This is a genomic window from Allocoleopsis franciscana PCC 7113 (genome assembly GCF_000317515.1).
Taxonomy (GTDB): Bacteria; Cyanobacteriota; Cyanobacteriia; order Cyanobacteriales; family Coleofasciculaceae; genus Allocoleopsis; species Allocoleopsis franciscana.
The window spans coordinates 2,771,164-2,791,106 of record NC_019738.1 but is presented as its reverse complement, the minus strand read 5'-3'; the positions used below and the strand labels follow the sequence as shown (position 1 = coordinate 2,791,106).

16 protein-coding genes are annotated in these 19,943 nt (G+C 45.0%); 6 read left to right on the top strand and 10 right to left on the bottom strand.

Translation table 11 applies throughout. From position 1 onward, the window contains the following. Positions 1-102: 102 nt before the first annotated feature. From MIC7113_RS11725 to MIC7113_RS33260, 5 genes are all read right to left on the bottom strand, one after another. Positions 103-888 (bottom strand): ABC transporter ATP-binding protein, encoded by a 786-nt coding sequence (locus tag MIC7113_RS11725; protein WP_015182375.1) that lies wholly within the window; start codon positions 886-888, stop codon positions 103-105. A gap of 135 nt (positions 889-1,023) precedes the next feature. Beyond that, positions 1,024-2,097, bottom strand: coding sequence for an ABC transporter substrate-binding protein (locus tag MIC7113_RS11720; protein WP_015182374.1), 1,074 nt, complete (start codon positions 2,095-2,097; stop codon positions 1,024-1,026). A gap of 402 nt (positions 2,098-2,499) precedes the next feature. Further along, positions 2,500-2,745, bottom strand: a complete 246-nt coding sequence (locus tag MIC7113_RS11715) for a DUF4278 domain-containing protein (protein ID WP_015182373.1) — start codon at positions 2,743-2,745, stop codon at positions 2,500-2,502. 216 nt (positions 2,746-2,961) lie between these two features. After that, positions 2,962-3,879: a response regulator gene (locus MIC7113_RS37230; RefSeq protein ID WP_015182372.1), complete on the bottom strand. Its 918-nt coding sequence runs from the start codon at positions 3,877-3,879 to the stop codon at positions 2,962-2,964. Next, positions 3,876-8,225: a PAS domain S-box protein gene (locus tag MIC7113_RS33260; protein ID WP_015182371.1), complete on the bottom strand. Its 4,350-nt coding sequence runs from the start codon at positions 8,223-8,225 to the stop codon at positions 3,876-3,878. The genes MIC7113_RS37230 and MIC7113_RS33260 overlap by 4 nt, the downstream gene beginning before the upstream one ends. Before the next feature lie 237 nt (positions 8,226-8,462). Here MIC7113_RS33260 and MIC7113_RS11700 point away from each other — a divergent pair, with 237 nt between their 5' ends. After that, positions 8,463-10,850 (top strand): NACHT domain-containing protein, encoded by a 2,388-nt coding sequence (locus MIC7113_RS11700; RefSeq protein ID WP_015182370.1) that lies wholly within the window; start codon positions 8,463-8,465, stop codon positions 10,848-10,850. Positions 10,851-10,885: 35 nt separating this feature from the next. On the opposite strand, the gene MIC7113_RS36245 is transcribed toward MIC7113_RS11700, so the two are convergent. The 3 genes from MIC7113_RS36245 to MIC7113_RS11690 form a co-directional block, all read right to left on the bottom strand. After that, positions 10,886-11,035, bottom strand: coding sequence for a hypothetical protein (locus MIC7113_RS36245; RefSeq protein ID WP_015182369.1), 150 nt, complete (start codon positions 11,033-11,035; stop codon positions 10,886-10,888). A 108-nt stretch (positions 11,036-11,143) separates the two neighbouring features. Next, a complete protein-coding gene (locus MIC7113_RS11695) occupies positions 11,144-11,917 on the bottom strand; it encodes a class II aldolase/adducin family protein (RefSeq protein WP_015182368.1) in 774 nt (257 codons plus the stop codon). A 62-nt stretch (positions 11,918-11,979) separates the two neighbouring features. Then, positions 11,980-13,173 (bottom strand): DNA cytosine methyltransferase, encoded by a 1,194-nt coding sequence (locus MIC7113_RS11690; protein WP_015182367.1) that lies wholly within the window; start codon positions 13,171-13,173, stop codon positions 11,980-11,982. A gap of 199 nt (positions 13,174-13,372) precedes the next feature. On the opposite strand from MIC7113_RS11690, the gene MIC7113_RS11685 reads away from it, so the two are divergent. Then, complete coding sequence (locus MIC7113_RS11685; protein ID WP_015182366.1) at positions 13,373-13,870, top strand: ureidoglycolate lyase; 498 nt, start codon at positions 13,373-13,375, stop codon at positions 13,868-13,870. A 64-nt stretch (positions 13,871-13,934) separates the two neighbouring features. Here the strand turns inward: MIC7113_RS11685 and MIC7113_RS11680 are convergent, their stop codons facing one another. After that, positions 13,935-14,591 carry a hypothetical protein gene (locus tag MIC7113_RS11680; protein WP_015182365.1) on the bottom strand — a complete coding sequence of 219 codons (657 nt, stop codon included), beginning with the start codon at positions 14,589-14,591 and terminating at the stop codon, positions 13,935-13,937. Between the two features lie 336 nt (positions 14,592-14,927). On the opposite strand from MIC7113_RS11680, the gene MIC7113_RS11675 reads away from it, so the two are divergent. The 3 genes from MIC7113_RS11675 to MIC7113_RS11665 all read left to right on the top strand — a co-directional run bounded on the left by MIC7113_RS11675 (position 14,928) and on the right by MIC7113_RS11665 (position 17,360). Continuing rightward, positions 14,928-15,116, top strand: coding sequence for a DUF4089 domain-containing protein (locus tag MIC7113_RS11675; RefSeq protein WP_015182364.1), 189 nt, complete (start codon positions 14,928-14,930; stop codon positions 15,114-15,116). A gap of 246 nt (positions 15,117-15,362) precedes the next feature. Continuing rightward, positions 15,363-15,749, top strand: a complete 387-nt coding sequence (locus MIC7113_RS11670; RefSeq protein WP_015182363.1) for a response regulator transcription factor — start codon at positions 15,363-15,365, stop codon at positions 15,747-15,749. A 225-nt stretch (positions 15,750-15,974) separates the two neighbouring features. After that, positions 15,975-17,360 carry an AtzE family amidohydrolase gene (locus tag MIC7113_RS11665; protein WP_015182362.1) on the top strand — a complete coding sequence of 462 codons (1,386 nt, stop codon included), beginning with the start codon at positions 15,975-15,977 and terminating at the stop codon, positions 17,358-17,360. A gap of 41 nt (positions 17,361-17,401) precedes the next feature. On the opposite strand, the gene MIC7113_RS11660 is transcribed toward MIC7113_RS11665, so the two are convergent. Next, positions 17,402-17,956, bottom strand: coding sequence for a sterol desaturase family protein (locus tag MIC7113_RS11660; protein ID WP_051055877.1), 555 nt, complete (start codon positions 17,954-17,956; stop codon positions 17,402-17,404). A gap of 175 nt (positions 17,957-18,131) precedes the next feature. On the opposite strand from MIC7113_RS11660, the gene MIC7113_RS11655 reads away from it, so the two are divergent. Further along, positions 18,132-19,304, top strand: coding sequence for an NAD(P)/FAD-dependent oxidoreductase (locus MIC7113_RS11655; protein ID WP_015182360.1), 1,173 nt, complete (start codon positions 18,132-18,134; stop codon positions 19,302-19,304). The last annotated feature ends 639 nt before the right edge of the window (positions 19,305-19,943 follow it).

Genomic DNA, 19,943 nt, shown 5'->3' with positions numbered 1-19,943 from the left:
GTCTTTAGGTTGCATCAAACTTGCACAAATACAAAGAACTCCTCCCCGTTTTGGGGGGAGTCAAATTGATGGTTTCACGTCTTAGGGCACACCTGCCGTTTCTCAATGAACACCTGTCATCGCTGCCGTCAAACGAGCAGAGACTTCGCGGCAATACTTATTACAGATGCGGGACGTGCGAAATTCTTCATTGCGGGGGTAAGGGGCGTCAATGGTAACATCCGCTACCACTCGCCCAGGACGAGGAGCCATGACAATCACGCGATTCGACAAGTACACGGCTTCGTAGATATTGTGCGTGACAAACACAACCGTCCAGCGCTTTTGCTGCCATAGATTCAGTAAATCGCTGTTTAATTTACTGCGAGTCATCTCATCAAGCGCACCAAACGGCTCATCCATCAGCATGATATCTGGCTTTTTCACCAGTGCCCTGGCAATGGATACCCGCATTTTCATGCCGCCGGATAACTCACGAGGATAGCTGTGTTCACATCCCGCCAAGTCTACTAAGTTAATCGCCTCTTGCACAGCGGCACGGGACTGGTGTTTCGCGACACCCGCTAATTTCAAAGGCAGACGCACATTCTCAACCACATTTGCCCAAGGCATCAGTGCCGCTTCTTGGAACACAAAAGCCAGTTCTGGTTTTTGTCCACCTTTCCCCACTTGAAGATTACCAGAACTAATTTTGCCTAACCCTGCAATCAGTCGTAGTACCGTACTTTTACCACATCCTGATGACCCAACCAAACTTACAAATTCACCTTCAGCGATGCTCAGGCTCATGTCTTGTAAGGCTAGAGTTCCATTGGAGTAAACCTTGTTGACCTGGTCAAGGGCGATCGCGCAGCGCTGCGTGGGATAATTCGCAGGGTGAGAACTCATAAGCTGTGACGCATTTAATTGAGCTGTTCAAGGAGCTGGGGAGAGCGCTTTTGTCCTGTTTTCAGAATATACAATTTAAATGGGCGTTAGCTTAGCAACAGGTACTTGGTAGGAAAATCTAAGAATGGACAATGCTCAAGACTTGTAAGCTTTGACACCCTGATTGACAAATTTCAAACTGAACGCATTTTGAACCTTGGTATCTGACTTAAACACGCCTCCCTTTGCCATCGTATCGAACAAAGATTGCCAGCGAGCTTCTGTCATGGCTCCAATTCCCAATTTTTCAGCGTCCTCAGAGGTAAGAATCCCATACTCTTTGAACTTTTGCAGCCCATAAGCGAGTTGTTCATCCGTCATTTCAGGGTTATCTTTTTTAATCAGCTCATTACCAGGAGCAGGATTTTCTAAATAGCTGTACCAACCTTTAATTGAAGCATCGACAAACCGCTGTACCAAATCTGGATTTTTCTCAACGAGTTCTCGTTTGGCTTCAATAGTCGTGGCGTAGGGAATGTAACCGTAATCCGCCAAGAGAAACACAACTGGCTCAAACCCAGCTTGCTTGCTAATAATCCGGGGTTCAGAAGTTACATAGCCCTGTTGAGCAGAAGTCTTATCAGCCAGGAATGGACCAGGATTAAAATTATAAGGACGCTTTTGGTCATCTGTAAAACCATACTTGGCTTTGAGAAAAGGCCAATAGGTTGTATTCGCCGCTGCCGAAACGAAAATTGGTTTACCTTTAAGGTCTTCTAAGGTTTTTACACCTGTATTCGGATGAGCAATCAGCACCAAGGGGTCTTTTTGGAAGATAGCCGCTACCGTCATTTTAGGAATTCCTGCTTCTACAGCTTTGATGGCATCCACGCCGTATCCCATGAAGAAATCTACAGCACCCCCCATGAGTAGCTGAGTCCCATTCACCTGAGGTCCTCCACTTTTAATCGTGACATCTAGACCGTGTTTTTGATATATGCCTGTGGCAATGGCTTGGTAGAAGCCGCCATGTTCGGCTTGAGCATACCAGTTAGTGCCATAAGTCACTTTGTCCAGTTTGTCACTCGCAGTTGAGTTAGAAGCTGGGGAAGTCTTCGGTGAGGAAGCTTGATTGCTAATATTAGTACAAGCAGCAACAATACCCGACCCAAGGGTCAGGGAACTGTATTTGAGAAACTGGCGGCGATTAATTCGATAAATGTTACTCATAACCTTACATTAATCTAACCCTGAAAATATCAGGAAAGATTCTAAGAATCAAGGCTGAGTAAACCCTTGCTTTATTCTTATACTTTTTTGAGCAATTAAATTTTTTTAAATTTAATCACATTTTCCTTGTTGGCCTATTACCTCCTGTTGAGTTTCGTTACCTTTCTCACAGAATATCCAAAAAAAAATATACAGCCATCCTTGTGTTGTTTTGTTCAAGATGGCTGTAGCGCTCACCCATAGGTTCTGCCTGTTTGAACTTGGTTAAAACTACATCCCTGTCTGCATTTGAAATTTCTAATTTAAGGTACGCGGCGAACAGTACAGGGGAATGTATTGAGATGTAGAAGTAGATTCAAAATCAAAATTTATTAGAATCTTTTGAGAAAGATGAGAATCCTTTTAGAAAGAGCCAGCCGTGTTGGGTTCGGTAACAGGAATTCCACTGGGTTGGCTATCCTGCTTACGCTTAGGAGTAACACCTCGATAATACAGATCGAAAATGGGTTTAATCCCTAGCCCTTTATGCAGTTTCAGATGAGTGTGTCTCCAAGGCAGACCCCGATACTTGCCACCTACTTCACCCTCAAAGGTTTCGACAGAAGTAGGGTTATAGTCGTAGGATACGCCGCGATAGCACAGTTGCATAGCCTTAAAGTCCTTTGTTGTTCAATCTTGTTGGGCTGTCTATATGTCTAGTATCAGAGGCTGATGTTTGCGATCGCGTTCAACTTCTGTTCAACTTGTGTATAAGCTATTTACACTTCGTTACAATTTGGCAGACATCTCTCATATTATGTCTGGTGAATGATCCCTCAAAAAATCCCGTTCCTGTTCGTAGAAGGCACTTGAGTGCCTTCTCATTTATCGAGGGTAGCCCAAAGCGAGGGATATCAAATTTGCCACATCAACCAATACATCTACCCTTTCCCCTTGCCAATCCCTAGAGTCCGAGTCAGCCGCCTCTAGTAGTCCCCACCACTCTCCTCGGACAAAAACGGGTACCATCAGCACAGCCTTCATACTTACCTGCTTGAGACGATTAACAACAGTAGCAGGTACTTCTGGCTGCTGGATATCCGAAATAGCGACAATCCTCCCAGCCTCAAACTCCTGGGCATATTCCATCTCCCAACCCGACTCTTTCCCTGCGGATTTTAACCCAGAAGTTCCGCTCTCGGAGAGAGACTTAACCGTCAGATGACCATTTTTGTGGTATAGTCCAAGACTATCTACACCTAAAAACTCTCGAATTTCCTGGACACAAGGGTGGAGAATTTCCTCCAAAGTCAGAACCTGAGCCAGATGTTGCGTAATGGTTCGGAATAATAGCTCCCGCTGGAGCTGCCTTTGCAACGCCTCAGTGACTTGCTGAACTTGGGTGAGTGATCGATTCGCTTCCAAAAGACGGGCAACACGCTGACGTAGCACAGCCCAATGTATGGGTTTCGTGACATAATCCGTCGCACCAGCCGCAAAAGCCTGATCAACCGACTCTTGATCGTCGAGTACCGTAATCATCAGTACAGGCGTGTACTCTGCCGTGGGAAGAGTACGCAATTGCCTACAGCAGGTAAAGCCATCCATCACCGGCATCACGGCATCGAGCAACACAATATCCGGTTTGAGCCGTGCGAATTGAGCCAAGCAGTTCTCTCCATTATTCGCTTCTGCCACTTGATAACCTTCTTCTTCCATCGCAAAGCGAAGCAGTGTTCTGAGGGAGCGGTCATCATCAACGACCAGAACCAGGGAAGAATCTGGGTGAGATGGAACATTCATGAAGAAAATTGCTTATATTCGAGTTGTAAAGCCACTTTTACTTTCTCATACTCTGCTTCTACCTGCGCTATCCACTCCGGCGCATCCGTCGTAGTACCCGCACGCCCGATCATTTCCAACTCTTTGCAGAGATAGGAGAGATTCATTGCACCCAGATTTGCACTGCTGGAACGGAGGGTATGGGCGGACTGTCGCAAGGCTTGAGCATCCCCAGCCGCCACAGCGTCCCGGATGTCTTGTAGCTGTTGAGGAGCATCTTCTCGGTAATCATCGATGATTTGACGTAAGAGCGTGGCGGCTTTGCTACCCGTCATTTGCCGCAGGGAGTTGAGTACCCGATGATCGAGTACGGGTGGAGAATCAACATTGTCATACCCAGTTGCAGTCAAAGATAGCAGACTTTTTCCCCGGCTCCCCGGCTCCCCAGCTCCCCAGCTCCCCAGCTCCCCAGCTCCCCCGCCTTCCTGTGTTGGCGGCTTTCTAGACTCACCGATTGCAGACTGGCACAATTGTAAAGCTCGAATCAGCTCCTGCTCTTGGATGGGTTTACTGATATAGTCATCCATCCCAGCTTCAAGGCACTTTTGGCGATCGCCCGCCATCGCGTAAGCTGTCATGGCAATAATTCGGGGACGCTGGGATTGGAGATAAGTGGTTACTGCATCGGATTGAGTAATCGGTGATTCTTTGCCAGCATTTTTTAGTATGAGGTCGGCATTCCATTCTTGGCAGATCAGACGGGTAGCCGTCAATCCATCCATTTGGGGCATTTCCACATCCATCAACACCACGTCGTAGGGCTGACGGCGCAAGGCTTCGAGGACTTCTCGACCATTATTGACCACATCGGCTTGATATCCCAACTGTTTCAAAGTTAGTAGGGCAACCTGCTGGTTTACACGATTATCCTCCGCCAGTAGAATCCGTAACGGAATCGATGGAAAGGGTTGAGTGATTGGGAGAGTACGTTCAAGCAGTAAGCGATCGCCTTGATCACGAACTGGCTGGGTGAAAGGATAACCCGGAGCAACGATGGTGAAATAGAATGTAGAGCCTGAGGATGTTGGAGGGTGAGATAACGGGTCAAATTCAACGGTATCTAAGATCGGCTCATCGCCTGGGCGATTGCGATTTTCCCAGACTAAATCTTCAGGCGGATTTCCAGCACACACCCCGTGACTCTCAACCCACATTCGACCTCCCATCAGTTCGCACAACCGTTGGCTAATCGCCAAACCTAAACCTGTCCCTCCGTAACGTCGGCTGGTTGAAGCATCCACTTGGCTAAAGGGCTTAAACAGTCGATTCATTTGCTCTGGGGAAATGCCGATACCTGTATCTTGGACAGCAAACTGGATCTCATAGAGCCTGGGAAATGGGGAATGGGGGTTTAAAACTAAGTTAGATGGTTCGCTATTTCCCAATGCATGGGCGGTGACTGAAACCTTGACTTGACCCGCATCCGTGAATTTGACCGCATTACTCAGGAGATTGAGCAGAATTTGGTGCAACCGAGTCACATCTCCCACCAGAGTGAGTGGAGTTTGGGCGTCCATCTGGTAAGTCAACTCTAGGCGTTGATCAACCGCCTTCGGAGTCAGTAGATTCACCGCCGCCTCAATACAAGAGAGCAAATCGAACGGTTGATCCTCCCACTCCAGCTTCCCGGACTCGATTTTGGAAAGGTCTAAAATATCGTTAATAATCCGCAGCAAAGCCTCGCTGCTGCTGCCGATGGTGCGCGCAAATTCTTGTTGTTGCTCTGTGAGGGAAGTATTGAGCAGCAGGTTATTCATGCCAATAATCCCGTTCATTGGTGTGCGGATTTCATGACTCATCATCGCCAGAAATTCACTCTTGGCTTGGTTGGCGACTTCTGCTGCCTGCTTGGCCTGCTCTAGTGCTACATTTTGTTCAGCCAGTTGCTCACGTTGCTGCTTTTCTTGTTCTAAAAGGTGAGCTTGGGCAAGGGCAATTCCCACTTGATCGGCTACGGCTTCAAGTAGTTCGATTTCATCCTCACTCCAACCTCGGATTGCATCACACTGGTGTACATTAATCACACCGTTCGGTTGCCCATGATAAGAGGTGCGAACCGTTAACAAGGATTGCACACCGAGGCGATGAAACAGGCGCACAAAAGGTTGCAACAACTGATAGCCATCGATATGAGTGACGGGTATCGCTCGGTCTTGAGACAATATTTCTTCGAGGTAAGGATTGCCTTTGACGGCAAGCTCTAATAAATCGAGGAGGGATGTATGCCTTCCCCCTAAATATTCCGCCACACAGACTAACCGAGAGGGTGGCGTCGCCTCATATCGAAACAATAAACAACGATTGACGCGAAGTGCCCGCCCCACTTGCATCGCCGTCGTCTGTAAAATTTGTTGGGTATCTAAGCTTTGGCGAATCTCTTGGGTAATTTGTTTGAGCAGTAACGCACGATGAAACTGTTGTTGCAAGGCATCTGCGGCTTGTTGCCGTTCAATTTCACCCCCAATCCACCGTGCCATCAGCTTCAACAATTCCCGTTCCACCGCTTTGAAGTTGCGGTTGCGTTTACGACAACTCCAAAAGCCGAGGGTGCCGTAAACCTGACCGGCAACAGTTACTGGGGTACGCAGATAAGCCTCCATCGCCGCGATAGACTGTGCTGGATAGCCGGACAATTGAGCCGCCACTGCCGACTCTAGGTTCACTAATTCTGCGGCTTGCCAAATCTTCTGGCAATTCCTCAGCTTCCAATCAAAAATACTGCCTTTGGGGAGTATGGGTGTGGATAAAGCGGGGTTGGCGGTTGTTGGAAAATCCGTTCTCCCCTGAGATTCCTGAACAAAATCGTAGACTAAGACATTCGGCTCCAGATGATCGGACTGCACTGCCGCAAAAGCTGCGATTGCCCCTTGGGCACCGCCAAAGGCGATCGCTTGATAACAATTTTCCTCTAAGCGTCCCAACAATCCAATATCCAGGCCAAACCAGCCACATCCAAGTTCTAATAACCTCTGGAGGCGTTGGTTAAAAGTCAGGTCTTGAGCGGCTGTCACTTCATACAACGCTCGAATGCAGGCTTCACTGTAGCGCAGTTCTTGCTCGGCTTGCTTGCGTCGAGTAATGTCAAACCCGGCACAGACAGCGGCTTGGCCTTGCAGATACTTTTGGGCAACAATTAAATAATGGGAAGGAACACCATCGACTTGCCAGTCTAATTCCAGGGAGGCTTCTGACTCGGAACTTGCAAAAAATTGACGCAAGAACTCGCTCACTTGCGAACCGGGCTGAAGAAAGCCGATGGGTTTGCCGACAAAGAATTCTGGGGGTTGGTTGAAGCTTTTGGCTAAATAGCGATTAACGCCTAGGTAGTTTAATTCGGAACTAATCCAACTAATACTTCCAGGTACGGCATCCAAAACGGCTCGTAGCTGGTCTCTGGCTTGCCGTAGTTCTTTTTCGATTTGTTGGCGACGGGATATATCCCGAATTGCCACAACCCGCACGAAGCGATTTTGGTAAGGAATCAGTTTGGCTTGAATTTCTATGGGGAATTTAGAGCCTTCTTTGCTCAAAGCAACGACTTCGTAAGGTTCTACATAGGCGGCCTGAATCTGCTTTAAGGCGATATCTCGCGATTCGGGAGCCAGCAGGTGAAAGCCACTCACCCCAATGAGTTCATCGGTTTCGTATCCAAACATTTTCGCGATCGCTTGATTCGCGTCGATAATCACGCCCTGCTCGTGGATTAAAATCCCTTCATAAGTGGCTTCTGATAGACGGCGAAATCGTTCCTCACTCTCCTGCAAGGACTTTTCAAATTGCTTGCGTTGTGTAATATCGGTCACGAAGCCTTCGATGGCTAACACTTCCCCTTGAGGAGAAAACACTCCACATCCCTGCTCCCAAACCCACTTTTCCTCGCCAGTTGCGGTGATAATGCGGTAGGTCAACTGAAAGGGTCGGGACTCTTGCAAGGCGCATTGAATCTCGTTCCAGACCCAGTTGCGATCATCCTGATGGATGAGTTGTCCGTAGGAGACTGTTCGGTTCTCCATTAAGTCGGCGGGGTGATAGCCAGTCAGGGGATAGCAGCCCTCACTGACAAATTCCATTGTCCAATTGCAGTCGTTCTGGCATCGGTAGACCACGCCCGGTAGGTTGCTCATCAGGGTCGTTAATGTGCGTTGGCTCTCCCGTAAGGACTCCTCAGCTTGTTGGCACTCTCGGAGATTGTTTGGACAAACCGGATCACTTTCTGGAGAGGAGGCTTTTTTTCCCCGGCCCCAGAAATAGCCAACGAGTAAGCCGATTGTTGCTGCACTGATGATCTGGAAAATAATGTCCCACATAATTTAAACCGTTTTTCTCAACTTTTTGTCATCAAAAATGTCAAATAAAACTAGTTTTTTAACTTCTCTTATTACCCTCTCACTTTCCACTCTTGGAAAACTTAAAGAAATGTGACTGATGAATCGTGCTTAATACAGATAGATCGGGCACAATTTTAGATATATTTGTTAAGGGACTCCCGAAAAATGTAGCGATACATACCATAATTAACGAACAAGTGGAAACGATTGTGACTCATGGTAAAGCGATCGCTTCGAGCATCTACAGTAGGCATTGAGCAGGCTAAAAAAGCCTTCCAGCGTAAAGGATGGACGCAAGAGTATCTGGCGAGTGAAGTGGGGTTAGAGACGCGCCAGTCGGTTTGGAAGTTCTTCAAAGGTCAACCCATTGAGCGCCATATTTTTATCGATATTTGTTTGTGCTTGGATCTGGATTGGCAAGAGATTGCTGACTTAAACCTGAACTCAGCACCACCCGCTCAAAAGATAGCACCAATTGTACAGAATTTAACGGTGGTCTCTGATGTGGATGCATTGGTCGAACAGGTGCGATCGCTCCTTGATTCCCCCATTCTTGCCCAGTGTGGTACCTTGCGGTTACTTGATATTGCTCAACCGATACCATTGGATGAAATTTATGTCAATGTCAACATTCTCGAACAACTGAGTTCTCAACAATGGCTAGAGGTTTCTGATTTACAATCAGCGACAGTCACCCCCTTTGATCGCTTAGGCTTGACTCAATCGAGCCAAAAGAGATTTCTAGCGCTGGATACAAGTAACTTGGCGGATTCCCAAAGGATAATCGCAACTTACCCCAAACTGATGGTGATGGGCAAGCCAGGAGCGGGGAAAACCACCTTTTTACAAAAAGTCGCACTTCAGTGTATTCGAGGCGAGTTACCTTTAGCTAGAATTCCTATTTTTATTCAACTGAGAAACTTGGCAGAGGAAGCGATCGGTAACACGATTACGATTGGAGATGATTTTAGTTTATTAGATTATATAAATCAAAAGTTAAGTGATTTTGGAATTTCGGTACAGCATGTGGAAACCTTGCTCAAACACGGCAAGCTGTTAATCTTGCTGGATGGGTTAGACGAAGTCCGAGCTGATTATATCGATACGCTACTCAAACAAATTACTAAATTTTCGGAAACCTATTATCAAAATTCCTTTATTATTACCTGTCGTTTTGCAGCTCAACCGTACCGTTTTCCTGGATTTACCTATGTTGAGCTTGCCGATTTCGACCAAACTCAAATCGAAGCCTTTGCTAAAAAATGGTTTATTACAGCAACGTCTAAACCAAACGAAGAGGACGGTTTAAATCTAGCCACTCAGTTTATTGACAAACTGAAGTTACCAGAAAACCAACCCATTCGAGAACTTGCGAAAACCCCCATTTTATTGAATTTAACCGTCAGTGTATTTCAGGCTAAGGCCGATTTTCCCAAAAAACGCTCCAAATTATATGAGGCTGGATTAGATATTTTATTGGTGCGCTGGGACGAAGCGCGAGGCATTCAACGAGATGAAATTTATCGAAATTTGTCTCTACCTCACAAGATGAAACTTTTGAGCCATATTGCAGCTACAACGTTTGAAGAAGGAAATTACTTCTTTGAACAAACTGAAATTGAGCAACATATTGCTGACTATCTCACTACTTTACCAGGAGCCAACACAGACCCAGAAACACTGCGGCTGAACAGCGAAGCGGTGTTGAAAGCAATTGAGGCACAACATGGGTTATTAGTGGAACGAGCACTAGGGGTTTATTCATTTTCTCATTTAACCTTTCAAGAGTATTTAACGGCTCGGAATATTGTTGCTAGTCCGGATACAGCAACCCTCATGGAAGCATTGCAACGGTTGAGTACCCACATCCGGGAACCTCAGTGGCGGGAAGTTTTTTTACTAACGGCTGGATTATTGAGGAATGCAGAACCGTTACTCAAGTTAATGAAGCAGCAAATTGATAGCTTGATAGCAGAAAATTGTCATTTGCAGGAGTTCTTGACGGGTATTAGTCAAAAAGGCTATTTGCTGCAAACCTCTTACAAACCAGCGGCAGTACGTGCCTTTTATTTTACTCTCTTTTTAGACCGTGATTTAGGATTAGCGGTGGCGCTGGATCAAAATCTCGCTCGCGATTTGACACCGGAATTGGCTTTAGATTTAGAGTTAGCGCGTGCTTTCTCTTTAGTACAGAGTCTGACGCGCAATCCTGACATCCAACAAATTTTGGCGCTGGGTTTTGCTTTAAACTTGGAGAAACTTTTGGAAAGAGAATCCGGGTTGGGTGGGGAACAAAAGCGATCGCTATTCAGTCAATCATTCCAGCAACTCAAACAGCAATTACCTGATTTGGGAAAAGGTCGAGATTACTCGCTGCAATGGTGGAAGACGGATGGTCAGGTGTGGGCAGCGCAATTTCGCTCCATGTTAGTAGAGTATCGCCAAATTGGTCAGGGTTTGCCGTTAACAGCCTTGGAATTAGAGGGACTCAAGCAGTATTATCAAGCAAATAAGTTATTGGTGGATTGTCTTAATAGTGACTGTCGATATAGTTCTGCCATGCGAACTGATATTGAGACGACTTTATTAAAGTATGAATCATGACGAGTAGGGCAGTAAATAAACAGGGTAAGCCTATCTCAATATTTAAACCCTCTAAAAAGCAATACGCCATAAGATTTAAACAAATTAATAATTTCTTCCCTATCTAAGTCTAAAAGACTGATGTTATCGGTATTGATGATGGTTTGACCAAAAGTTTCTGATAAAAACTGTGTATTTATTCCCATATCTATCTCCTAGCTTTTTTCTATTTTGTACAGAGCGTGGCTGAAAAATCAGGGCCGATGTCTTGATATTTCTAAATAATCCTCAATTCAAAATTCATCAAACCATCCCTACTCCAACAGTTCAGGTTGTTGATGTACGATTAATTCGTAAAGCGGTTGAAAGCTAAACCAGCCTAGCTGATGTGAGCCTACCAGACGCTTTGCCAGACGAGCATTATCAGAGTCGATGAGGATGGGTGTGCCCGCTGCCTCTGCCATCAACTGCGCTTGACAAGAGCGTTCCATTGCCACAAACCACCAAGCCGCCTCATCCACTGAATGACCCACTGTGAGTAGACCATGGTTGCGGAGGATAATGGCTTTATTCTCCCCTAATGCTGTTGCTATGCGCTTACCTTCCTCAAGTTCAAGCACGACTCCCGTGTAATCATCAAACAGGCTGTGGTCTTCGTAGAAGGAACAGGCATCTTGGGTGAGGGGGTCCAGGAGGCGACCGAGGCTAGACCAGCTTTTGCCGTAAATTGAATGAGCGTGTGCTGCTGCCACGACATCAGGACGGGCGGCATGAATTTGAGAGTGGATGGCATAAGCTGCCGTGTTAATAGGCTTGTTGCCCTCTATCACTTCACCCTGATGGTTCACCAGAAGCAGGTCACTAACCCGGATAAGACCGAAGTGCATACCCAACGGATTGACCCAGAAGCAATCCAGGTGTTCGGGGTCGCGGACGGTAATGTGCCCTGCAATACCTTCACTAAACCCAAAGTGTCCAAATAGACGCAATGCTGCTGCAAGGCGTTGCTTGCGATGAAGGCGTTCTTCCTCAACCGTAGCAAAGGTTGGAGGCTGAAATATGGATTGAGGTTCTTTTAATGTTTGCATAGATGTTATTTCTTTCTCTGCTTAATTTTAGAGTAAGTTTGTGAGCAGGGCTATGCCCACGACTAGCCAAAGAGCGAGACAAAGGAAGGACAAGATAAAGAATCAGAACTTTGCCTTTCAGTTATCTCCAGAAAATCAGCGATAGTTAAAGCAAGCGCCCTCGATGCGAGATAAGGAACACCATTACCAATCATCTTAAACAGATTACTCAAAGATAGATGATCGGGCAAAACAAAGTCTTTCGGTAAAGATTGTATTGCCAGCGCTTCTGCCGCTGAAAGTCTACGGACTTTATAAGGATGTAGATGAACTTCATTGTTTCCATAACAAGCTGTAGGGGAGTAACGCCATCGGTGCAAACGCTTGTATGACTTTTTAGAATCATCACCTTCATCCACAGACTCAAATCGCTTGATACCAGCCCTAGGTTTAAAAAAATGTTGAGCATTAGGATGGTTGAGTACATCATTTTTTTGAAACCAGTACTCAACGGTTAATTCTTGAGGAATATGCTCAGGGCAAGGAATGATAGAATCCTCTTTAAATAAATGGGTTGTAGGCCAAGGGTAAGAAAAAACTTGGTTTTTAGGATAGATTACATACTTATCCCAAGGAAAACACTCTAATAATAAATTGTCTTTACCTATAAAGTTTATTCCTAAGTCTTGAATCAGGCTATTTTGAAATCCAATCAGAATAATCCTATCTCTATTTTGAGCTACCCCATAGTCTAAGGAATTAATTAAGCGCTCTGTTAAAATATAACCAGCCTCGATTAATTGGCATTTAAGTTTTTCAAAAAAACTACGATGTTTTTGAGTACTCCATAATCCTTTGACATTTTCAAACAAGAAAAAATCTGGATGATGCTGACAAATTAATTGGATATAGCAGGCAGAAAGCTTGCCGTTATCTCCTTCTTGACCTCGGTTTTTTCCACCTATAGAAAAATCAGGGCAGGGAGGGCCACCAATAAATCCAACAAGCTCATTTGTCCGGCGACAATCTTTGATTAAATCCCCCAGATGGAGTGCTGTTTCTCCTCTTGTTAGGTTCATGATATTTGCCTCTTGTCCTTCCTGGTATCCATATCTAGGTGAAGGGAGGTTAAGACCTTGCCGAGAGTAGCGGTAGGCTTCTAAAAAAGGTGAGTGAATTTCGCTTACATAAGCTATGTTAAAACCACTGAATTCAAAGCCTAAATCGAGAAAACCAGCCCCAGAAAAAAAAGAAAAAATACTGATGTTTTGAGTCATTTGACAGGGGTTTTGTAACAAGCTGTATTATTCTACAGATTATTGCCATTAATTGTACAGAATCTTCCTCCGCAATAGCTGTTCCACGCCCGTTAATGGTGAGCGCAATTTTCCTATACTCAACTTTAACCAGGTGAGTTATCCTTGTTGTAAGAAAATATTAAGAAGACAATAAACTGTAACTAGCAGAGGTTAATTCATGAGTAAAGAAAATATTGTTCAACCATTACCTGCTGAATGGATTACACCAGAAAAATTTAGACCCTATGGTCAAGTCATTTTTGCGAGTAAAGATGGCAAATCTTATGATGCTGACGATGCTCAGTTAAATCTTCAGAATGGAATACCTCGATTCTATATTATGCGCCTACATCACAAAAGCCGTAAGTTTCACAAAATTACTCGCCATGTCCAATGCACTCAATGTTTAGGTTCTTTGGAAGGCAAAGACTGGTTCATTGCAGTTGCTCCGCCGAATCCTGAAATTGACGAACCCGCCTTAGCAGATATCGCCGCGTTCCACATTCCCGGCAATTGTTTTATTAAGTTAGAGATAGGGACTTGGCACGCAGGTCCTTATTTTAATCATGATTTTGTTGATTTCTACAATCTAGAACTGAATGACACTAATGTTGTTGACCATTTTACCTATGACTTTCTTAAAAGCCATCAGCTACAATTTGAAATTCAAGTATGAAGAATGAAAGATGATAAAAAGTAATTTTTCATTTTTACCCTTCAGCCTTCATACTTCATCACAGTTAATTATTGAGTTGTAACTCTTTTAAAATGATGCTTGCTCTAGGCGCAAATCCATCTCCATAATCGGCAGGGAAATGTTCTGTAACTCGAAAAGCTTTACCCTTATATTCGCCAAGATAGACAGTCCCCATGATTGATTTATTCCCTTGCTTTTTCTCGAAATCAATTCTTTCTTTAGCCCAGCGATAGGGAACATTTTGAGTGCGACGCTTAACTGTCCACTTATTGGTTTCCATCAAACCCCGTTTTCCCACAACCGAACTTCTCATTCCTTCTAGATTTTGAGACTGAGCTGGAAAGAAAAAGTGGACGTAGGCTGACTGATATTTCTTACCACTTGCTTTGGAATAAAACCACACACCCATACCTTCATCCGCTGCCGCAGATTCAACAACAAAGTCATTTTCAGGAAAGTAAGTGGTAAAGGGAAATCCGTTTTGGTTAAACAGCTTGACGGGAATTTGTCTCTGTGTCCATTCATCAGTGACTGTTTTCTTATTAGGTCTAGATTTTGACGCTGTGCTTGAATCGATAGATGTAACTGTTGAAGCATTTTGATGGGTAGCCCCGTTTCCTGGTTGATCAGTTTGAGAGGCGCAAGCTATGGATGTACTCAAAACCACTATGCCACTCAGCAAGTAAAGTAATTTACGCATGATCAGGAGTAATTTCACCTTTTATGTTCACAACATAGAGCTACAAGAAATATCAACATTTTCCGGTTATTTTTAATAATTTATACGTAATTTTTGAGAATAGTATTAGTAATTAATACACGCTTCACCCAGTGGATTCACCCAATTGGGTGATTTTGAAAGACAGCACAACCACAAATGTTATAAAAGGCAAAAAAATAACAACAAGACTGTACTGTACCTGTGAAACTAAGCTCTCCACACTTAGAAACATCACCCTTAGAATGATTTCCTTTCCTCATTTTTGTGTTTAGAGTAAAATTGTCACAACGCTTTGGCCTAGGGAGCTAAGCATTCATGCCTGAAGAAAACCTAAATATAGCTCAATATGTGGAGCAAACCGCTCAATTGATTGATTTGCCACTTGCGCCAGAATACCAGCTCAACGTAGTAGAGAATTTTGCCAAAATTGCTGCGATCGCAACTCTGGTGGTAGAATTTACTCTACCTGAAGATATTGAACTCGCCCCCGTATTTGAACCCTGAAGCCTATCGGTTCATCAGACTGGGTAAAAATACTGAAACCAGTGCAATTATTCTCACAATTACGTATTTTCTCGGTAGTCAGAGCGACCATTACCCGGTAATTTGGAAGAAGACTACATGAGGTTAATCGTTAATGGCTCGTGAACAATACCGTTTCGCTATTGAAATCAAGGCTACCGAATAACTTTCAAACTTCAAGAAGTATTCAATAGTTCTCCAGGGGATATCTTCAAATCTTATTGACTTATGAACCAGAATTCTGCAAAAATCCTAGTTATTGAAGACGAAAAAGAAATTAGAGAAAATCTGGAAGACCTGCTTTCAGATAAATATCAAGTGCTTGTTGCTTCAGGCGGTAGAGAGGGGCTAGAAATAGCGTTACGAGAATTGCCAGATATTGTACTTTGCGATGTAACCATGGCAGGAGTCACCGGTCATAATGTCCTGACAGGCTTACGTTCTAATCCTACCACTGCCAACATTCCCTTTATTTTTCTGACGGCAAGAGTATCTAAAGATGATATGCGATTGGGCATGGAATTAGGAGCAGACGATTATTTAACTAAGCCTTTTACGCGAAAAGAATTGCTTAGTGCGATCACCGCTCGTCTCAAACGGTTTGAGAGGATTTAAATTAAAGTCAATTTTGGCTTAGGACGCGATTTATCGGAATTTAATTCCTGCGAAGGTTCTTAAGAGTAGGGGTGTATAGCGATACGCCCCTATTAACTTTTGGGGGCAATAATTATCATGAACCACAGTACAGATAAAAATTCCTTACTGATCAGATAAAATTTTAACCACCGATTTATCTTAATTCTAGGGTCAAAAATCTAATTTATCCCGCACATTTTGCTCATGGATTTGAAACAAGCCGATGCTATTGCTACTGCTATCTCGGTTCGCTCTGGAGAAATAAGTGTTCAAGCCGTTATCACGGCAGCATTAGAACGAATAACGGCTAACAATGAAGCTTTTAATTGTTTCACGGCTGTCACGACTCAGACTGCACTGGCACAAGCCGAGAAAATCGATCGCACTATTGCCCAAAACAACAATCCCGGTATTCTCGCAGGCGTTCCCTTTGCGGTGAAAAACCTCTACGATATCGCCGATTTAACCACTCTAGCTGGAGCAAAAATCAACAGCGAAAATCCCTCAGCTAAGCGAGACGCCACGGCAATTGCCCGACTTCAACAAGCGGGTGCCGTGTTAGTCGGTGCCCTCAATATGGATGAGTACGCCTATGGATTTGTGACCGAAAATTACCATTACGGTGCTACGCGCAATCCCCACGATCCAACCCGGATCGCAGGGGGTTCCTCTGGCGGTTCGGCGGCAGCAGTGGCAGCAGGATTCGTTCCTCTCACGCTGGGGACAGATACCAACGGTTCCATCCGCGTTCCCGCATCCTTATGCGGAATTTTGGGCTTTAAGCCGACTTATGGGCGATTATCACGCTCAGGAGTTGCCTTATTTTCCAGCAGTTTTGACCATGTTGGGCCGTTTGCGCGTTCCGTGCGGGATATTGCCGCAACCTTTGATATCCTACAGGGAGCTGATCCGAGTGACCCCGTTTGTACCACTCGTCCCCCAGAACTGTGCTTACCTCAACTCAATCACGGCATTGAGGGGTTGCAAATTGCAGTCGCGGATGGTTATTTTGCCCAAGGTGCACAACCTGAAGCCTTGGCAGCCGTAGCCCAGGTGGCGCAGGCGTTACAAGTGACGGCAACTGTGACAATCCCAGAAGCCCATCGGGCGAGGGCAGCAGCCTATATCATTACCGCGTCTGAAGGGGCTAATCTGCATTTTGCCAACTTGCGATCGCGCCCTCAAGATTTTGATCCCGCCACCTGTGGACGCTTTTTAGCCGGTGCCTTAATTCCGTCCCATTGGTACGTTCAAGCGCAACGGTTCAGGCAGTGGTATCGCGATTGCCTCCGAGAAATCTTCCAACATGTTGATATTATTCTCGCGCCCACCACGCCCTGTGTTGCCCCGCCACTCGGACAAGAAATGATGCTCATTAATGGAGAAGAAGTGCCCATCCGTGCCCATTTGGGAATGTACACACAACCATTATCTTTTATTGGTTTACCCGTCTTATCGGTTCCCATGCAACGCCCTGGAGCCTTACCATTAGGAGTACAAATTATTGCTGCACCTTACAATGAGGCACTCATTTTACGAGTTGCCGCTGTGCTTGAAGCCCAAGGAATTGTTTCTGCCCCAGTTCCTTAGCAACAGTCATTCATTTCCTAATTTATCGGTAAGATTTGAGTTTACCGATAAGACTGCAAGCTTTCATTCTCTACAAATTTTGGATGGGGTCTAGTTCTAATTTTTCTCAATTTTTTCTTGAACAACAACAAAGTCCTAAACCAAGCTCTTGCAGGCCGATCGTAAAACGTAAAAATATCCCCGTAGGCTACCTTGCCATCTTGATGATGAAGCCAATGCTGCTCAGGAGTTGTGATCCATAAGAAATTGCAGATGCGCTCAATACAAATAGGGGTTTGATAATCAAGTACCGAACTATGCCGCCACACTACATGAAACTCACCCAACAAAAGCCCTAAAATAGTTCCAGAGGGCGAAATTGTCCAAAGCCAGGGAACAAACATGAAATAAGGCACAGCTCCCAATAATCCATCAATCAGTACCCATGGGTTCTTGGTTAAAACCGCATAATGGATAAAGCTACGATTTTTACTATGATGAACCAATGTATGGAATTTACCAAAAATATGCTCTGGGACATGATAGAGAAAGGTAGACAAAAAATCTCCAAGGAGTAACATCAGTAAAGCCACTAAAGCGGCCTGAAAAATTTCCATAATCAATGCCTCACGCCACAACATTAAGTTACTCAATAAAAATTAAGCTTTACTTAAATCGGGGTTAAAAATTATCACTTTCCCCAAAGATTTGAATGCATCCCTAGACGCAAGCTAAACTGCAACTCATTTCAGGTTAGATGTGAGGATAACTACAAAAGGAAACAATCGTTTAATGAAAACTTACGACTGGATTGTAGTGGGTGGCGGTATTACAGGTGCAGCCCTCAGTTATGAACTGACCACCCAAGGTTTCAGCGTCTTGCTCCTCGAACAAGATGCCACGCTACAAGGTGCCACCCGTTATAGTTATGGGGGACTCGCTTATTGGTCAGGCACATCCGAATTAACCCGTCAGTTGTGCCAAGAAGGAATTGAACGCCATCGCCTCTTATCTGAGGAATTAGACGCCGATACCGAGTTCCGCGAACTCGATTTGCTGTTATATATCGCTTCTGAAGAGAACCCGGAAAAGCTAGCGGCTAACTATACAAATTTTGCCATCACGCCTCGCTTCCTCAGTGTAGAAGAGGCTTGTGAGTTAGAACCTTTACTCAATCCACAGGCGATCGCCGGTGCCCTCACATTTCGTCACGGACACATCCATCCTGAAAAAACCACCCAAGCCTACATCGACGCCTTCACTCGTTGCGGGGGTGAACTTCAAATCACGCAAGTGGTAGAACTGTTGCAACGAAGTTCTCGGATTGAAGGGGTGAAAACAGCCCACCAAACCTATCAGGCAGCCAACACGGTGATTTGTGCCGGCGGTTTAAGTCGCGCCTTACTCCAAACAGCAGGAATTTCTGTGCCGTTGTATTTTTCTCATGCAGAAATGATTGAAACCTCAGCCGTTAGCCTGCAACTGCGAACCCTCGTAATGCCAGCCAACACCAAGCGGTTTGCCCTAGAGGCACAAGCCAGCAAGGCGGAGGTTGAGTCCTTATGGGATGAACCCGGACATGAGCCAGTTTTGCCCGTTTTAGACGCGGGTGCCGTTCAGTTTCGGGATGGTCATTTCCGGATCGGTCAACTTAGTCGTGTGATGACAGACCCCTATGCTACGGTCGATGCAGCCGCGAGTGAGGCCGCGATTCGGACCCAAGTGGGGCAAATCTTACCGGCCCTGGAAAAGTTACCAGGAACTTGGCATCGTTGCCTGGTTGCCTTTAGCCGCGATCGCCTTTCCGTTGTGGGGTCACTCGGTAACCTAGAGGGAGTTTATGTATTTTCCGGATTTTCTACTCCTCTGGTATTCGTCCCTCCCCTAGCCCAGCGCTTCGCCCATTGGGCAACTGGGCAAGATGACCCGATTATGCGTCAATTGTCTTTTAGCGATCGCACCTGAATTTAGATTTTAGGTGCTACAATCATAAGCTTTCAGGGGCATCTACTTGGTCATAAGTAACCTCCTTTGGCGGTAGGGGCGTATTGTTTGTTGTACGCCCCTGTATTTTTCTTTTCCTTCACTCCAGCACTAAGCTAAAGCCCATTTAATACCGAGTTGCGTTCAAACGTAGTATTTTCTCTCCCCCTTGTCCCCCTTGTCTTCCTTGTCTCCCTATCTACTATCTTTGACTGCAACTTGGTATAACTTGCACATTCTAAACACAGGATAAAAGAGTTCAAATCCTCTCCCCAGCTCCCCGGCTCCCCAGCTCCCTTCATCTCGTGAATCAAAAGCTTGCTCCTTAAGAGGGAATCCATCTCGGATTTTGACCTTTAAAATCAATTCTGAAACTTAGGAATAAAGTTAGGAATGATTAGTCACATGATTGATCGGGTTCTTTGATTGTTATGAAAAGTGAACAAATGCCGCTTTCTGCCCAAACGGAAAACAAAAGCATTTTCCCCACAATCTTCACATTTTGTTGATCAACACGGTTCAACCTGAAGGGAATAATGATGTTTTTTAACTAATCTTTAACAATATTAAAAATATAAATGAATTATCCAGGAATTGACCTAGCTTTTAAATAGGCTAGTA

Excerpts from the sequence above, each read along its gene's own strand:
- MIC7113_RS37230 (WP_015182372.1), bottom strand. The coding sequence starts at position 3,879 with ATGAATGTTCCATCTCACCCAGATTCTTCCCTGGTTCTGGTCGTTGAT.
- MIC7113_RS33260 (WP_015182371.1), bottom strand. The coding sequence starts at position 8,225 with ATGTGGGACATTATTTTCCAGATCATCAGTGCAGCAACAATCGGCTTA.
- MIC7113_RS11685 (WP_015182366.1), top strand. The coding sequence starts at position 13,373 with ATGAGTAAAGAAAATATTGTTCAACCATTACCTGCTGAATGGATTACA.
- MIC7113_RS11725 (WP_015182375.1), bottom strand. The coding sequence starts at position 888 with ATGAGTTCTCACCCTGCGAATTATCCCACGCAGCGCTGCGCGATCGCC.
- MIC7113_RS11690 (WP_015182367.1), bottom strand. The coding sequence starts at position 13,173 with ATGACTCAAAACATCAGTATTTTTTCTTTTTTTTCTGGGGCTGGTTTT.
- MIC7113_RS11695 (WP_015182368.1), bottom strand. The coding sequence starts at position 11,917 with ATGCAAACATTAAAAGAACCTCAATCCATATTTCAGCCTCCAACCTTT.
- MIC7113_RS11655 (WP_015182360.1), top strand. The coding sequence starts at position 18,132 with ATGAAAACTTACGACTGGATTGTAGTGGGTGGCGGTATTACAGGTGCA.
- MIC7113_RS11670 (WP_015182363.1), top strand. The coding sequence starts at position 15,363 with ATGAACCAGAATTCTGCAAAAATCCTAGTTATTGAAGACGAAAAAGAA.
- MIC7113_RS36245 (WP_015182369.1), bottom strand. The coding sequence starts at position 11,035 with ATGGGAATAAATACACAGTTTTTATCAGAAACTTTTGGTCAAACCATC.
- MIC7113_RS11680 (WP_015182365.1), bottom strand. The coding sequence starts at position 14,591 with ATGCGTAAATTACTTTACTTGCTGAGTGGCATAGTGGTTTTGAGTACA.
- MIC7113_RS11675 (WP_015182364.1), top strand. The coding sequence starts at position 14,928 with ATGCCTGAAGAAAACCTAAATATAGCTCAATATGTGGAGCAAACCGCT.
- MIC7113_RS11665 (WP_015182362.1), top strand. The coding sequence starts at position 15,975 with ATGGATTTGAAACAAGCCGATGCTATTGCTACTGCTATCTCGGTTCGC.
- MIC7113_RS11720 (WP_015182374.1), bottom strand. The coding sequence starts at position 2,097 with ATGAGTAACATTTATCGAATTAATCGCCGCCAGTTTCTCAAATACAGT.
- MIC7113_RS11660 (WP_051055877.1), bottom strand. The coding sequence starts at position 17,956 with ATGGAAATTTTTCAGGCCGCTTTAGTGGCTTTACTGATGTTACTCCTT.
- MIC7113_RS11700 (WP_015182370.1), top strand. The coding sequence starts at position 8,463 with ATGGTAAAGCGATCGCTTCGAGCATCTACAGTAGGCATTGAGCAGGCT.
- MIC7113_RS11715 (WP_015182373.1), bottom strand. The coding sequence starts at position 2,745 with ATGCAACTGTGCTATCGCGGCGTATCCTACGACTATAACCCTACTTCT.